Below are 14,913 nucleotides of genomic sequence, written 5' to 3' on the forward strand. Positions count from 1 at the left end.
GGCGTTTATTATAGAACGTTTACGAACAGGCAGTCAGGAGCCGAGAACATTGAACCACCTGACAGAAGAGTATCAGCACACGGCAGACAAATTATTTGACACGGGTATTGACCTGACTGACGCAAAGCGTTATCCCGAGGCGCTGACGGCGTTCCGTCGCGCCCTGGACCTCTACCGTCAAACGGGTGATACCCACGAAGATCTTGCCGACTGCCTGACCAATATTGGCGTCACCCTGCGCCGGGTGGGACAGCACGAAGAGGCACTGACCTCCTACAGGCAGGCCCTGGACATTTACCGACGCATTGACGGCACCGAACATGATAGAGCTCGTTGCCTCGTCAATACAGGAAACACCCTGCGTTACGTGGAACGCTACCAGGAGGCAGTTGACGCTTACCAGCAGGCCCTGAGCCTCTATCAGCACAAAAAGAATACCGGATTCCAGAAGGCTGAATGCCTGCACAACATCGGCCTCACTCTGAGTGACACGGGACGGTACGAGGAGGCTCTCACTGCTTACCGGCAGGCCCTGGCACTGTACCGCGACCTGCCGGACACCAAGCAGAATCAGGCCAACTGCCTGACCAATATCGGCGCCACCCTGCATGAGAATGGACGCTACGAGGAAGCTCTCGCCTCTTACCAAGATGCTCTTAACATCTACCGAGATCTTCCAGGCGCCGAACAGCTTCAGGCTATCGTCCTGTACGACACCGGCGTCACCCTAGACAAAGCAGGACAACAGGAAGATGCTCTGGACGCCTACCGTGACGCCCTGGAAATTTACCGTGATCAGCCTGACTCCGAGCAGGATCAGGCCAACTGCCTGATCAACATGGGTGTCATCCTGGACGACGTCGACTGTTATGAGAGGGCGCTGACCACCTACCATGACGCCCTGGTCCTCTACCGGAAGGTGGACGGGACCGAACTTCAGCAGGCTCACTGTCTGAACAATACTGGTGATACTCTAGACAGTATAGGGCAGCACAAGGAGGCTCTGCCCTTCTACGAGCAGGCACTCGCCCCGGTGCTCATCGGCGCCCTGGAGTCCGACGCCGCCCGTTTCCAGTTCCCCACCGAGCGCGACCGCCTCACCTGGCTCACCGAGCGAGCGGTACCAGCCCTGGCGCTCGCCCTGGAGCTTGCTTCCAGGAACGACCGGCCCGACCTTGTCTCAGACCTCATTGCCACATCCCGCACCGGCGGCAGCGTGGACACTGCCGCGCTGACGGCGTCGGGCCATGGCGTCCGTACAGGACGCGGCGAACCGAACGTCGCCGCCGGTCTTGGACCCAGCACGCCTCCCACAAACCTCGTACCCACTAGCCTGGCCCTGACCGCCGGTCCACCTCTGGGGACCGCCGCCACACCGTCCGCCAACCTCCCCCGACGCCCCGGCCCCGTCCTCCACATGCCCTACCACCGCACCGCCCTGGCTGGCTACCGTCCCGACGGGCCGCAGCGCGCCCACGCCCGCTACCGGTGACCGGAGCTCGCACGGACCAACACTCCCCGCGACAAGACACGACCGCCAACGACAGACAGGAAACGATAATGACGAAACCAAGTGCACCAGAACCCTCCCAGGAGGAGGTACTCAGGAAAGCTCAAAAGGCTTTTCATGACGCGGATCTTCTGTCTGAGACCGGGCACGCGGAGGATGCGGTCGAGGCCCTCACGCAGGCCCTGGACCTTTACCGCAGACTTCCCGACACAGAACAGGACCAGGCCGACTGCCTGTATAACACCGCCGTCATCCTGGAGGAGGCAGGACAGTTCGACAGGTCCCTCACCACCTACCAGCAGACCCTGGACCTCTACCGTGGTCTGCCCGGCACCGAACAGAATCAGGCCCTCTGCCTGGGCAGTACCGGATTCAACCTGTATGAGATGGGTCGTTACACGGATGCCTTCAACTTCTACGTCGACGCCCTGGAGATCTACCACACCCTGCCCGACGCCGAGCAGGACCGGGCTGTCTGCCTGGACCGCATTGGCCTCACCTTGAGTGAGCTGGGACGTAACGAGAACGCCCTCAACTTCTACCGCGGCGCCCTGGAGGCCTACCGCACCTTACCGGACACCCACCACCAGCAGGCTGACTGCCTGCACAACCTCGCCCAGAGCCTGCGCGAGGTAGGGCAGTTCGAGCAGGCCCTGGACTCCTACCGGCAGGCCCTGGAGATCTACCGCCAGATGGGAAACACCCTCCCCCAGCAGGCCAACTGTCTGCACTGCATTGGCTCCACCCTGGGTAGCCTGGGGCAGGCTGACCAGGCCGTGGAGCCCTACCGGCAGGCCCTGGAAACCTACCGTCAGATGGGAAACACCCTCCCCCAGCAGGCTGACTGCCTGCACGACCTCGGCCGGGCCCTGCGCAAGACCGGGCAGTTCGAGCAGTCCGCGGACTCCTACCGACAGGCCCTGGATATCTGCATCCAGATAGAGGGAGGCAAGCACTATCAGGCCGTTTGTCTGTATAATATCGGCATCTCCCTGCACCTGGCGGATCACTTCGAGGAGGCCCTGGACTCCTACCGGCAGGCCCTGAGACTGTACCGCCAGGTGGACGGAACCGAGTCTCAGCAGGCCAGGTGCCTGACCAATACCGGTGTCGTCCTGGACGACATGGGCCGCCACGAGGAGGCGCTCGCCTTCTACCAGCAGGCCCAGGAGATCTACCCCCAACCTGACGGGGGCCGGTAGCAGGAGGCGCGCCCCGGACCCGTCTTCCACATGCCCCACCACCGCACCGCCCTGGCTGGCTACCGTCCCGGCGGGCCACTCGGTGCGGGGCGCTCCCGATCATGGGGCCCGTGAGGGCGAGAGCTTCCGCAACGGGCCACTCGGTGCGGGGTTCTCCCTGGCGGGCCGCAGCGCGCCCACGCCCGCTACCGGTGACCCCGGGGGCTTCTCCTGGGACGGTGCTCCACCCTCCGGAGACGGTAGCCTGGGCCCTGCGGCGGATCATCCCTTACGTGTGGTGGTCCCGTCCCCGAAGAAGTCGTCACGCGTGTGGTAGACGGAGCCGTCCGACCCCCGGGTCGTGTAACCGTCCCCAAGGAAGTCCTTGGTCGTGTGGTAGACGGTCCCGTCCGAGCCCCGGGTGGTCGTGCCGCCACCAAGGAAGTCGCTGGTCGTGTGGAAAGTGACCCCGTTCGACCCCCGGGTGGTGGTCCCGTCGCCAAGGAAGTCCCTGGTCGTGTGGAAAGTGGTCCCGTCAGATCCCCGGGTCGTGTAACCGTCCCCGAAGAAGTCCCTGGTGGTATGGAAGGTGTCCGACCCTCCGAACCCGCCGGCAGGCGTCGCGCCAATGGCGCCCCCGCCCACCGAGCCCACACCGGAGTAGCCTCCCCTGTAGGAATAGGTGACCGACGACGACCCGCCATCCTTGGAGGTCAGGACGGCGAGAACGGCGACCGCGGATATCACCCACACACCCGTGACAATAATCGTCCCCTGGTACTGGAACCAACGGAAGCCGAAGAGAGAGACGACAAACAGCGCCAATGAGACAGCGACGGCGAACAGCAGCGAGCCTATGAACGCACCGACAGGGAAGAGGACCGCTGAGACAACAGTCAGGTCCTTTCCTCGGCTACCGGAGAGGCGGCTTATCACGACCCCGATGGCGCAGCCGACAACCCCTCCCATCACGGCATAGTTCTGCGCCGCCGCAATAAGCGTGTCGTTCGTCGCGGAAGAGGCTCCGGTTGAGAAGCTCATACTTGAGAAGCCCAGAACCAGCAGCCCGGTGGACACCCACATAAGGGCGCCGAAGATGGCATAGGAGAAACCTAATCTCAGTGTCGTAAGCACGAGGCGATCGTAGCGACCCCGTCAACGTCCTGACAAGTACCAGAACTTGTACTCCCGCCCCTCGCCAGCGGGCGGCCCCACGCCAGGAGCAGGAGCGCGGACGCCCGTGGTGTCTCCTGGTGCGGATCCGGGTGGTGGGGGTGTCTGTCGAGCTCTCCCGGCGCAAATCAAGGCGGATTTATCCGACAAACCGGATAATCTGTCGTCTGTCTGCTGGCCCGGTTCGTGTGCGTGTCGCAATCTGAGGATCAGAACGAGGGTCACTCTTGACCGCGTCGGGGCCCGGGCTCCTGACCTGCGTGGACATTGGGTGTACAACATGGCACTCACCTCCTTCCACCAAGGACACGCCTGCCCCAGCCAAGAAGCAGGTGGGCCAGGACGAATGCCAGCCCGTACCCGAGGACGACGCCCAGGTTCGTCCCCGGCAGCAGGCAGCTACCGGAGGACACGCTCGCCGACCCCGACACCGGCACCGCGGCCCCCGCACCCGCCCCGTAGCCTCCCCACAGGACCAGCGGCGTGGCCAGGAGCACCGCCTCCAGCCCCGCGAGGGCCACGGCCGCCAGCGGCAGCAGGGCGATGACCGCCCCCAGGGCCAGCCCCAGCAGGCCCATGAGCGGCGCCGCGGCGGCCCCGTGCCGCAGCGCCTCCGGTCCCCACCCCGCCGACACCGACCCGATCGCCAGGACCCCGCCGAACCAGCCCAGACCCGTCGTCTCCACCCCCGCGCCCGCGCCCTCCGGGAGTCTTCCGCGCACACCGGGCAGCAGGAGCGTCCCGGCGGCGGCCCCCATAGCGATGAGCCCCACCGAGCGCACCGGGGTGACGACGTCGAAGCCGCACCCGGTGCCCGCTCCCAGGAGCGCCAGCACGAAGGGCGTCGAAGCCACCAGCCCCAGTACCGAGGCCGACCAGGCCAGCGGCTGCCAGAGGGGGTCCAGGAGCACGGCCGCCGCGGTGAACACCGCAATGAGCACGCCGGTGCCCCAGCCCGCCGACTCCCAGCCGAGCCAGCCCGTGGACGTGGACGCCGCCACCGTGGTGACGGCCCCCGCCAGCAGCGCCACCGGGGCACGCCCCGCCCTCCCCGGCCGCGGGGCTCCCAGGAGCGCGCTCACCGGCCCGCCCTCTGAACGTCCCGGACGTCGGCCAGGCTGTAGACCCGGTCAGGCCCCCCGGAGGTGTCGAGCCGGCCGTCGTCACCCACGTGCTCCCACACGCTCACCGTCCCGCCGCGCTCGTCGACCTGGATGACGCTGCGTCCCACCTGGTCAGGCCCCTCACCGACGGCGTCGACTCCCTCCAGGTGGGTCTGCCCGTCCCGGTTGAGGGTGCTGACGACCCACTCCCGGCTCATCTGCGTCCCGCCCACGTTCCGGGTCATGCGCGGCGGCCGGTAGTCGCGAGCGGCCGTGCCCTTGACCTCAATGACGTGGACGCGCCCGTCGGGCCCGAGGGTCTCCAGATCCAGGCCCTGGGGGCGGCTGCCCTCGGTGTGGATGGTGAGCAGCTCGTGGCCCTCCACGTCCCGGACGAAGGAGGCGGCCAGGTCCTCGGAGCGCTGTCCGAGCTCCTGACGGGCCAGCCCCGCGCCCGGGGCGTGACCGGTGTCCCCGGTGTGACCGGTGTCCGCGGCGTCACCGGCGCCCCTGCCCGTCTCCGTCCCCGTGCCCGCGCCCGTCTCCGCACCAGGGCTGGTCTCGGGGCCGCTCCAGCTGGTGTCCCACACGGCACCTGCCGTGTCCGCGCCCCCGGCCGCTGTGTCCACGACCGCCGTGTCCGCGCCCCCGGCTGTACCGGCACCGCTACCGGTATCTGCTGCAAAGTCCTTCATATTCCCTCCTGGTACTCGGACCTACTGCCCTTGACGGACGCCCGGGGACGTCTGGTCCACACGACCGTCACCCCCGTTGAAGACGCCTCAGGGCGTCGTCGTCCAGGGTCCGCCCGGTGTCCACACCAGGTGCCGGTTCCAGATCCACCAGCGGCACGACGCCGGAGCCCGCCACCCGCACAAAGGCCAGCCCCCGCCCCAGGCCCGCCGCGACCCGCTCCGCCTCACCCGACAGGCCCAGGTCGGCCAGGGCGGCCCGACGGTCGTCGTCGTTCATCAGGCCCATGACGACGCGGTTCGCCGTCGAGGAGCGGGCCTGCGGCGCCAGCTCACCGGGTGACTGGGTGGCCAGGACGAAGCCCTCCCCGTACCCGCGCAGTGTGGCAATGTCCGTGGACAGTGCCCGCACGGCCTCGGAGCGCAGCCTCTCCCCCGTCTGCGCGCCACTGTGGCGGTCCCCGGCGTCCAGGAAGAGGTGGGCCTCCTCCAGGACGGTGAGGTGGGCCAGGCCCCGCCGCACGCCGCGGGCGCGGGCGGCGGCGCGCACCTGCTGGAGGACCACAGCCGTGACAAGGCGGACGTCGTCGTGCTCTACCAGCTCATGCAGCTCGATGACGAGGGGGCCACCGAGCCTGGGCGTGAGCGTGTCCTGCCCTGCGGCGAGCGTGTGGGCCAGGTCCCCGTCCCCGCCCAGGCGCCTGAGCCGGGTCTCCATGGCACCGAGCATATTGAGGGCCTCACCTGTGTAATGACGCTCACTGACAATCTGCCGGAACCCGGCCAGCACGTCCCCGACACCCGGCGTCCTCACCCCACGGCGCCCCGCCTGCCAGCCGTGGTGCCTGTAGGCACGGGCCAGGGACTCCTCCAGCAGCACGTCGAGCGGGGAGGGCATGGGGGCGCTGAGGAGGAGGGCCTGCTTGACCGCCGCCAGGTGCTGGTTCAGACGCACCCCCTCGGGGACGGTGAGCAGGTCCGTGCGCAGAGGCACCAGGTCCTCACGGCACGCCGTCAGGACGGTCACCTCCTCCCCCAGGACCGACTTAAGGGCCCGGTACTCGTTGCGTACCGGCTCAATGACGAGGAAGGGGACGCGCTCACGACGCCACAGGCGCACGAGGAGGGACTGGATCGCGGTGGTCTTACCGCGCCCGGAGGAGCCGACGACGAGCGTGTGCTCGGTGAGGTCGCGGGCAGGCAGCCCCATGGCGCCAGCCGAGCCGTGGACCCTGCCCAGGTGGATACGGTCACCGTCCTGCTCGACGACGGGACCCCGATAGGCCTGGGAGGCGTCCGACTGGGGCAGGCCGGGGCAGCCGGCCTGGGTGGGCAGGGGCATGAGGAGGCGCCCGGCCAGGTCCGTGACACCGTAGAGGAAGGGCAGACGCGCGAGCCCCGCGGGCAGGAGGCCACGGGACCACAGGGGTCCGGGCCCCCAGGGGATCACGCTGAGGTGGTCGAAGGAGTAGGCGGCGGCACGCAGCTCCTCCTCGCTGGTGGGGGCCGCCACCCGCATATGGGGAGCCACCCCGCGGCGGCGCCCGGCGACGGCGGCCCCGACCTCCGGGGCCAGACGGGCCAGGTCCCCGGCCGGGCCCCGCAGGCCGATCCGGGCCAGGACGGGACGATCGAGCTCCTCGCGCAGCTCCGCCCAGGACAGTGCCGCGTCCCGGGCGGCGACGTCACCCGGGACCCGTACCAGCCGACGCAGGACGTCGACGTCATCGTGCTCGGCGCCCAGGTTCTCCAGACCAGCCCTGTAGGCGTCCAGGAGGGCCCGCTCGCCGGGGGTCAGCTCGGCGACCTGCACCAGGACCGAGACGGCGCCCTCACGCACGCCCAGGAGCGCCCGGGCGACACGGTTCCAGGCGGAGGCGTCACCGGGCCGGTCGGCCAGGTGCCACAGGACGTCCGGGCCGTCCGGGCCGGGCCACGTGGGCCGCCCACCGACCTCGGTGCGTCGCAGGTCCAGGTAGCTGCCGCCTCTCGGCCCCAGGGCCCTAGCTGGGGCCGGGCCGGTAGCGAACCCCGCGGGCAGGTGCCCACGCAGGGCCGCCAGTGCTCCGAGGGCCGTGGTCGCGCCCCGGGTGGAGCGGGCGGCCAGGTACAGGTGCAGGCGGTCCTCGCCGTCGTCCTTGACCCAGCGCAGCTCGACGGCGTCACAGCCGGGCTGTGTGCGGGCCGCCAGGACGAGGCTGGCCGCTGCCCCGCGCAGTGTCCGAGTGGCCGCGGCCTCGTCCTCCGTGCCGGGGCCGCCGAGGGCCGGCGCGGCAGTGACCTCCAGGACGGCGGTCCAGGAGGTGGTGGGGGTGAGCTGGCCACCGGCAGGGGGCCAGCAGAAGGTGGGGCCGGTGGTCACGACGGTCCCCGTGGCAGGGGCGGGCACGGGGGCACAGGGCCGCAGCCGACTCATAGGCGCGACGCTCCCGGTGGCAGGGGCAGGCAGGCTGGTCATACTCGGTCTCCCGGGGTCGGGGCGGACAGGACGTGCTCAGCTGGCAGGCCCGGGATCGGCAGCCCGCCGCCCGGGCCTAGCAGTACCGGCAGGCCGAGGGGGTTAGGGCCCGGGCCCGTCGCGGGGAGCACCGGGAGGGTGCTGCCGCGGTCGGCGGGGTCCGCGAGAGCGGGCGGGGCCAGCAGGTCCGGGTCAGGCAGGGTCACCAGGGCCTGCGGGTCAGGCAGTGCCGGCAGGTCCGGGACGCGCCCAGCCAGCAGGTCCGGGTCAGGCAGCCCGCTGCCTGGGTACCCGCCGGGCCGCAGCGGAGAGGCGGTGAGCCGCGAGCGCGCCGCGCGGGCGTCGTCGTTGGCCCGTCGGCGCAGGAGGGTCAGGGCCGCCAGGGCGGTGGCCCCCAGGAGCAGCCCCGGACCTGGTACCGGCAGGACGGCGACGAGGACGGCCGTCCCCCGGACCCGTCTGAGGGTGTCGTGGCGTGGGGCGCGCTCGAGCCGGAGCACGGCCAGGAGCAGGGCGAGGAGCAGCTGGGCGGAGTACAGCCCCGCCCAGCAGGGCACGGGGAGGTCGGTCACCGGGGCCTCCTGCGCACCGGCCTGCCCTCGACCTCGGCGACGAGGACGTCCACGGCAGGCAGGAGGACCAGGTCGTGGAAGGAGCGGGTCAGGGTCAGGCGGGCCCGGGTGGCCTGCGCCCCGGCGTCGGCCCGCTCAGCCAGCTCCCGGCCCGGACCCGGGCCGCCCAGGAGGGAGCGGAGAAGGCCCTGGTCCTCCACCGCGAGCATCCAGCCCACGTCAAGTCCCGTCCCTACGGGGTCGGCACGGACCTCCAGGAGGTGGGGAAGACCCCGCCACCAGCCGTTCCTGAACCGGACGGGGGCCTGGAGGCGCAGCCGCCCGCCCGAGTGGACGACGGTGAGCGGCAGGCCGAGCCCGCTGCGGCGGTGGAACTCCAGGACGGTGCCGAGGAAGGGCTCCGCGAGGTGGCCCGCCCCGGGGACAATGAGGCCCTCCTCGTCAACGGGGACTCTGTACATGGCGGCTCCTTCACTGGTGACGGCTCGCCCTGGCGGCGGGCCACACCGCACCTGACGGAGGCCAGGAGGTGGCCGGGCCACTGGCCCCGGCGCCGGGAGCCCCGCGACCGGCACCGTGCAGCACCGCGCGGCACGGTGCGCGGGGCTCCCAGGCGGTCGGCTGCCCTGACAGGCTGCCAGGCGGGGTCCGGCTTCGCCGACGAGGCTGCCAGGCAGGCCCGGCCTCACCAACAGGCCTCCCAGGCGGCCAGCTGTCCTCTCAGACGAGCCAGTAGCGCCCGTGGTCGGGGCAGACGAGCCCGCCCCCGCAAGCCGTGCAGCGCCTCTCGCGCCAGTCCCCCTCACACACGGGGCAGGTGGTGAGGTCCTGAGGGCAGTGGCGGCACGTCCCCGGCTCGCCGGGGGCCCACCAGCCCTGTCGCGTCCACACATAGACCAGGAGGTTGGGGCGGCTCATCAGGCCACCGCCAGGGAGGGCGTGCCGTCCTCGCCGTAGCGCCCGTCAGCGGCGGCGCCTCCGGGGGTCCTGGCCCGCTCGGCGCGGGCGTCCGCGGCCGCACGACGCTGGTCCAGCGCGGTCGTCATCTCCGGGTCGCCGTAGGAGGTCTGGAGAGCCACGTAGTAGGTGTCAATCATCTCGGTACCCAGGCAGGTCACGACGGCGACCTCCTTCTCCCGGAGGTGGGCGAACTCCTCCTTGAGCCGCCTGGCGTGCTCGATCTGCTCAGGGAGGTCGGCATTCTGACGCCGGTAGGCGTCCAGGGCGCGGGTGGCACGCCTGAGGTCGCGGTCCGCGCGGCCCAGGGTGGCGCCGAAGAAGAGCCCATACTCAAGGGCCCCGCAGACCAGCGGCATAAGGACGCTGACCACGCCGAGCGCCACGGCAGTCCACCAGGTCGAGGAGGTCGCCTGGGAGGTCAGGCCTGCCTGGCTGTCCATAATGCGCACGTAGTCCTCCCGCATCACGGCCATCGACACCGCGATCATGAGTCCCGCCAGGGAGAAGGGGATCCCCATCCAGAGGGCGGCGGCGCGCCGGCCCGCGGCCAGCTGGTTCGCGGTGAAGCTCGCCCCCACCAGGAGGGACAGGGAGATCCCGCAGCCGGCCATGAGGGCGACCTGGAAGGAGAAGCCCGCCACCAGCAGGGCGGTCGCGTTGAAGACCACCTCTGACACTATGATCATGATCAGGAAGATCCACTGCATGACCCGGCTCCAGAAGCCTACGGAGCGGGTCGCCTCCACCGCGCCGGGCCCGCGGCTGTCACGGAGCTCCTGCTCGGCACTGTCGACCGCGGCCTGGGCCTCGGTCACCTTCCTCTCAAGCAGGTCGCCCTCGGACTGGCGGCCGAGAAGACCCGAGAGGATACCGTCCTGCTCGTTGACGAGCTGCTGGTACCTGTAGTGGACGGCGGCCACCTCCCGGTGCGTCCGTGAGCGGATCTGCTGCTCCACGGCCAGGCGCTGGTCGCTGACGGCCAGGGAGTCGGCGTTGTCGACCCCGGCGGCAGCCTGCCTTACGGCCTGCTGCTCGCTCGAGGCGACGGCGGCAGCTGGCACCACCGGGGCGAGGACGATCTGCGGGCGGACGTCCTCAGCGCTGTTGCGGTGGTACTCAATGGGGCGCGTCCGGGTGGGGGACTTAGTGTCGTCACGGAAGAGCGTCGTGACTTTCCTGAGGATCTTCATGACCCCTCTGACGGATACCACGAGGGTCCTGGGCCACGGGGCGCGGACCAGGACCCTGTGCCGGGGCGCGTCCGCCGCCCTCAGGGTCTCCCGCCCGTCACGGGGGAGGCCGAGGCGGCGGTGGCGCCCCCGGGGCCACCGGGCACCGGGGAGGCCGTGGCGCCGTCGGACGAGGGGCCGGCCTGGCGGGAGCCCAGGACGTACCCCGCGCACGCCGCCGCGAGGACGAGGAGCAGCAGGGCCAGGACCGTGGTGGCCACGCCGGGTCCCCGGCCCCGGTAGGTGCCTCGATCCGCGTCCCGGCCCTGGGCCCCGGCCCTGGGAGCGCTGCCGGAGCCGGAGCTGAAGCCGGAGCCGGGGTAGCCGAGGACGGCCGCCAGGTGCGCCTCACGCGAGGGTGCCACGGCCGCTCACCCCGCCCTGGGTTCCACCGAGCCACGCACCCTGGGCGGCACCGTCCCGCTCGAGGGCACCGTCCCGCTCGGGGTCACGGAAGTCCTCCCACGTCCACTCCAGCCGCGGATCCTGGGCGGGCCCCAGGGTCGAGCGCATGACGGGCAGGTCGTCAACGAACCAGGGGGCGTCGGGGGCGATGGGCCGCGGGCGGGTGGGGGCGCTGGTGCCCGCGCCCCAGAACCGCCACCAGGGGCCACGCTCCCTGCCGAGGCAGTAGTGGGCGACCCGGTTGTTGGCCAGGGCGGCAGCCTGACGCAGCATCTCACGGCCCTGTTCGTGAAGGTGGCGTCGCATCTGCACGTTGGCGTGGAGGCGGTCGCGGGCAGCCTCGACCTGGGCGCGGCGCTGCTCCCCGGCCGCCTTGGCCGCACGCGCCGACTGACGGGCCCGGTAGGCCTCGATGCTGCTGGCGTACCCCTGGTCGGGGACGGGTGAGAGCGCGCTGGCCCCCTCCCCCTCACGGCGCAGGAGGTCGGAGTCGCTGGCTATCTGGGCGTCCAAGAGCGCGACGCGGTCGTGAAGCTCCTCGGAGAGAACGGCCTGCCCCTCGCGGAAGGCCTGCTCCTGCCCGTGGATCCAGGGGGTGCGCCCGTCGGGGTCAGGCGTCAGGGCGTAGTCCTGCCGCCCCTGGCGCTCGGCGTCCCTCAGGTCGCCGCTCACGCCTACGTGGGCACCGATACTGGACATGCCCAGGCCGGTACGGGACACGGAGGGTACCTCAGGAGGTGACGATACTTTCATGCCCCTCCTGACGGAGCGCAGCAGGCAGGTGGCTCATTGTCCCAGGGCCGGGCGGGACGGGACCACTGGCAGGCCCGGGGTCGCCGTCCCAGGCCCACTCACCTCGGGCTGCTGGCCCGGGCTCTTGCCAGCACGACCGAGAATCCCCCGGGACGGGTAGCAGGCCGCCTCACCGTCTAGTCCGAGATCTGGCCTGAGGTGAGGACAGGGGGCTATGCACGGCCCCGGCGGTGGTGGGTGGACGATTCTGTCGCAATCTGAGGATCAGAGCCGACCCCACCCCGTTCGCACCTTTGTACACCCAATGTCCGCGCAGGTCAGAGGCCTGGGCCCCGGCGCGGCAGAGAGTGCCAGTCGTTCTGATCCTCAGATTGCGACACGCACACGAACCGGGTCAGCAGACAGACGGCAGATTATCCGACGTACCACATAAAAGCATTCGGATTCGCGCCACGAAAGGCGGGAGAGCCCGCCTCACAGTCAATCTCGCCCCGCCCACGCACGAATTACCCGTAGCGCGAACGGGATAAACCTGTGCCATAGGGGAGCAGGGCGCTCCCCGACCCGCTGGCCGCACAGATGCAGACGGAATCGGGGTGGGAGCTTTAATGCACCTAGCGGTGCGAGGTGCTCCCTGACACGCTGTCTGGGTAGACAGCTCTGCGGCGAGGAAGTGCTTTAATGCACCTAGCGGTGCGAGGTGCTCCCTGACCCCTGCTCCTGGGAGCCGCGTGGTTGCAACGTTTCCAGGGGCTGGATCGCCACCGGCCCTCTGGGGCCCTTCCGGAGGTGGCCGGAACGGGTCCATTTCTACCACCTTTCGTTGGTATGACGCCACTCGCCACCGACGGTCCTGGGAGCGGATCCGGCGCCGGCTTTGGACGAGACCATGCGGAAAAGTGGCAGTCGAGAGGAGTGTCCCACACCACAGTAGCGGTGACCAAGACCACAAGCTCGGTCGACCTCAACCCCGCGGACACCCGCACGTGCACCCCCTCCCCTCACCAGATCCCCTCCAGCACAGGTCCCCGTCGTCGAGCGCGAGCACCGCCCACTCCCTCCCACACAGGACGCGCACAATAAGACGGACCACGTCATTGGACTCCTCAACACAGCACCCGAACAAGCCCTCATTGTGGACCCATTTGCCTGGGGCAGACCAGACAACAGGAGAAACCCCTCCGAATATGGCTCAAAGGCGACCTCCTGACCACTGCCCTGTGCCGCCCTTAGCCCTGCCCCACGAACAAAACAATAGCACACGTCCCCCACCCACACCAGCACAATCAGGAGACACCCTGTTCCCCACGACTAGATCGCGTTCCGTTCACGCTGTACATGATCGCGTCCCTGCGGGAGCCAGCCACGGACACCCGTTCTCACGGCGAACAAGTACCGTTCTCACGAGCAATAAGTACCGTTCTCGCGAGCGGGGAGCGTGGGCGGGAGGGAGAGACTCCCCACGGGCCCACGCCACTGGGAGGCCAGGGCCAGGTGAGCCGCCAGCCGCCTGGGCTCCGTCATGGGGGTCATGACACAGCACCAGCGCCTCAGGCGCACCACCCGTCTTCTGCTCCTCCTGGTCGCGGCAGCCCTGGGCCTGACGACCCTGACGGCCTGCGAGCTCAAGCAGGGCGAGGACGTCGTGACCTCCACCAGGGCCACGGCCATTGTCTACTCGGCCCGGCAGAACTCGCCCACGATCGACCTCACGGCCTCCAGCCCCGGCGTTGACGCGGTGATCGACGACGCCGTGGACGGGCACGGCACCCTCTACGTGGTCAGCGCCGACGGCGCCCCGGCCGTGCGGACAAGCCTCACCCTCGCCTCGAGGCAGGCGAGCGAGGTCGCCTCCAAGCGCTCCCGCACCGCCAACGTGAGCCGGGTGCGCCAGGCCCTGGCCGCCTCGGTCGCCACGACGCCCGAGGCCGACACGCTGGGCGCCATCGGTGTGGCCGCCGACCAGGTGAGGGGCTCCACCAGCCCGACCGTCGTGGTCATTGACTCCGGTTTGGCCACCACGGGCGCCGTCCCCTTCCAGAACGGCGTCCTGAGCCCGGGCACTGACATCCAGGCCACCGCCCAGTCGCTCAAGGCCGCCCGGCTCCTGCCCGACCTCCAGGGCATAACGGTCCACTGGGTGGGCATGGGGGACACCACCGCCCCCCAGGGCGCCCTGGACCAGGCCGCCCGGGCCCGCCTCGAGGAGCTGTGGCGGTCCGTCGTCGAGACCGCGGGCGGCACGCTCACCACCGACTCCCGAGACGCCGTCACCACCACCGCACCCGAGCAGCTGCCCGCGGTGACGCCGGTCAATGTGGCCGCCACCTCGGTGTCCGCGGCCCGGATCTCGGTGACCCTGCCGGAGACGCAGCTGGCGTTCGTGGGCGACGAGGCCACCTTCCTCCACCCCGACCAGGCCTCCGCCACCATTGCCGAGCTGGCCCGCTCCCTGACCGGCAGCGGGGTCTCGCGCGTGACCGTCACCGGCTGCACCGCCACCGCCGGCACGCCTGAGAGCCGTGCCACCCTGTCCCAGGCCCGGGCGGAGGCCGTGAGGACTGAGCTCCAGGCGCACCTGGGCAGCGTGCCGGTCACGGCCCGGGGCCTGGGGGCCGAGTGCCCGGGGCACGTGCCCGACGTCGGCCCTGACGGCCGCCTCACTGAGCCCCAGGCCCAGCAGAACCGAGTCACCGTGGTGACCGCCGAGTAGGGCGCCCACCGCCCGGACCCGCCGGACCCGCCAGGGCCAGCTCTCACCGGGGCCACCGGGCCCGCCGCCCCGCCCAGACGCGAGAACGGTACTTGTTCGCCGTGAGAACGGTACTTATTGCTCGTGAGAACGGACCAGGCGGAGCTGGGCGGGCCCGCTGGCCC

General features: G+C 70.3%; 12 protein-coding genes. 3 read left to right on the top strand and 9 right to left on the bottom strand.

Going from position 1 to position 14,913, the window contains the following annotated elements:
* The first annotated feature begins 49 nt into the window (after positions 1-49).
* Together C3V41_RS07445 and C3V41_RS07450 are read left to right on the top strand one after the other, a co-directional pair.
* A complete protein-coding gene (locus C3V41_RS07445) occupies positions 50-1,492 on the top strand; it encodes a tetratricopeptide repeat protein (RefSeq protein WP_106109747.1) in 1,443 nt (480 codons plus the stop codon).
* 68 nt (positions 1,493-1,560) lie between these two features.
* Entirely contained in the window at positions 1,561-2,712 is a 1,152-nt protein-coding gene (locus C3V41_RS07450) for a tetratricopeptide repeat protein (protein WP_106109748.1), read from the top strand.
* 261 nt (positions 2,713-2,973) lie between these two features.
* Here C3V41_RS07450 and C3V41_RS07455 read toward each other — a convergent pair whose 3' ends face one another.
* The 9 genes from C3V41_RS07455 to C3V41_RS07500 all read right to left on the bottom strand — a co-directional run bounded on the left by C3V41_RS07455 (position 2,974) and on the right by C3V41_RS07500 (position 11,982).
* A complete protein-coding gene (locus C3V41_RS07455; protein WP_106109749.1) occupies positions 2,974-3,825 on the bottom strand; it encodes a hypothetical protein in 852 nt (283 codons plus the stop codon).
* Between the two features lie 326 nt (positions 3,826-4,151).
* A complete protein-coding gene (locus C3V41_RS07460) occupies positions 4,152-4,946 on the bottom strand; it encodes a hypothetical protein (RefSeq protein WP_129591516.1) in 795 nt (264 codons plus the stop codon).
* Entirely contained in the window at positions 4,943-5,662 is a 720-nt protein-coding gene (locus tag C3V41_RS13120) for a hypothetical protein (RefSeq protein ID WP_165271601.1), read from the bottom strand. The genes C3V41_RS07460 and C3V41_RS13120 overlap by 4 nt, the downstream gene beginning before the upstream one ends.
* A gap of 67 nt (positions 5,663-5,729) precedes the next feature.
* Positions 5,730-8,117 (bottom strand): helicase HerA domain-containing protein, encoded by a 2,388-nt coding sequence (locus C3V41_RS07475; RefSeq protein WP_129591517.1) that lies wholly within the window; start codon positions 8,115-8,117, stop codon positions 5,730-5,732.
* A complete protein-coding gene (locus tag C3V41_RS13305) occupies positions 8,114-8,689 on the bottom strand; it encodes a hypothetical protein (protein WP_174714763.1) in 576 nt (191 codons plus the stop codon). The genes C3V41_RS07475 and C3V41_RS13305 overlap by 4 nt, the downstream gene beginning before the upstream one ends.
* Entirely contained in the window at positions 8,686-9,150 is a 465-nt protein-coding gene (locus C3V41_RS07480) for a hypothetical protein (protein WP_106109753.1), read from the bottom strand. The genes C3V41_RS13305 and C3V41_RS07480 overlap by 4 nt, the downstream gene beginning before the upstream one ends.
* A 456-nt stretch (positions 9,151-9,606) precedes the next feature.
* Complete coding sequence (locus C3V41_RS07490; protein WP_129591518.1) at positions 9,607-10,860, bottom strand: hypothetical protein; 1,254 nt, start codon at positions 10,858-10,860, stop codon at positions 9,607-9,609.
* Between the two features lie 59 nt (positions 10,861-10,919).
* The gene (locus C3V41_RS07495; protein ID WP_106109756.1) at positions 10,920-11,243 is read right to left on the bottom strand and encodes a hypothetical protein; all 324 of its coding nucleotides are present in this window, start codon (positions 11,241-11,243) and stop codon (positions 10,920-10,922) included.
* Positions 11,227-11,982: a hypothetical protein gene (locus C3V41_RS07500; RefSeq protein ID WP_129591519.1), complete on the bottom strand. Its 756-nt coding sequence runs from the start codon at positions 11,980-11,982 to the stop codon at positions 11,227-11,229. Before C3V41_RS07500 ends, C3V41_RS07495 begins: the two co-directional genes overlap by 17 nt.
* A gap of 1,585 nt (positions 11,983-13,567) precedes the next feature.
* Here C3V41_RS07500 and C3V41_RS07505 point away from each other — a divergent pair.
* A complete protein-coding gene (locus C3V41_RS07505; protein WP_129591520.1) occupies positions 13,568-14,749 on the top strand; it encodes an OmpA family protein in 1,182 nt (393 codons plus the stop codon).
* The last annotated feature ends 164 nt before the right edge of the window (positions 14,750-14,913 follow it).

It is taken from the genome of Actinomyces sp. oral taxon 897, assembly GCF_002999235.1.
Taxonomy (GTDB): domain Bacteria; phylum Actinomycetota; class Actinomycetes; order Actinomycetales; family Actinomycetaceae; genus Actinomyces.

Excerpts from the sequence above, each read along its gene's own strand:
- C3V41_RS07450 (WP_106109748.1), top strand. The coding sequence starts at position 1,561 with ATGACGAAACCAAGTGCACCAGAACCCTCCCAGGAGGAGGTACTCAGG.
- C3V41_RS07500 (WP_129591519.1), bottom strand. The coding sequence starts at position 11,982 with ATGTCCAGTATCGGTGCCCACGTAGGCGTGAGCGGCGACCTGAGGGAC.
- C3V41_RS07505 (WP_129591520.1), top strand. The coding sequence starts at position 13,568 with ATGACACAGCACCAGCGCCTCAGGCGCACCACCCGTCTTCTGCTCCTC.
- C3V41_RS07475 (WP_129591517.1), bottom strand. The coding sequence starts at position 8,117 with ATGACCAGCCTGCCTGCCCCTGCCACCGGGAGCGTCGCGCCTATGAGT.
- C3V41_RS13120 (WP_165271601.1), bottom strand. The coding sequence starts at position 5,662 with ATGAAGGACTTTGCAGCAGATACCGGTAGCGGTGCCGGTACAGCCGGG.
- C3V41_RS07480 (WP_106109753.1), bottom strand. The coding sequence starts at position 9,150 with ATGTACAGAGTCCCCGTTGACGAGGAGGGCCTCATTGTCCCCGGGGCG.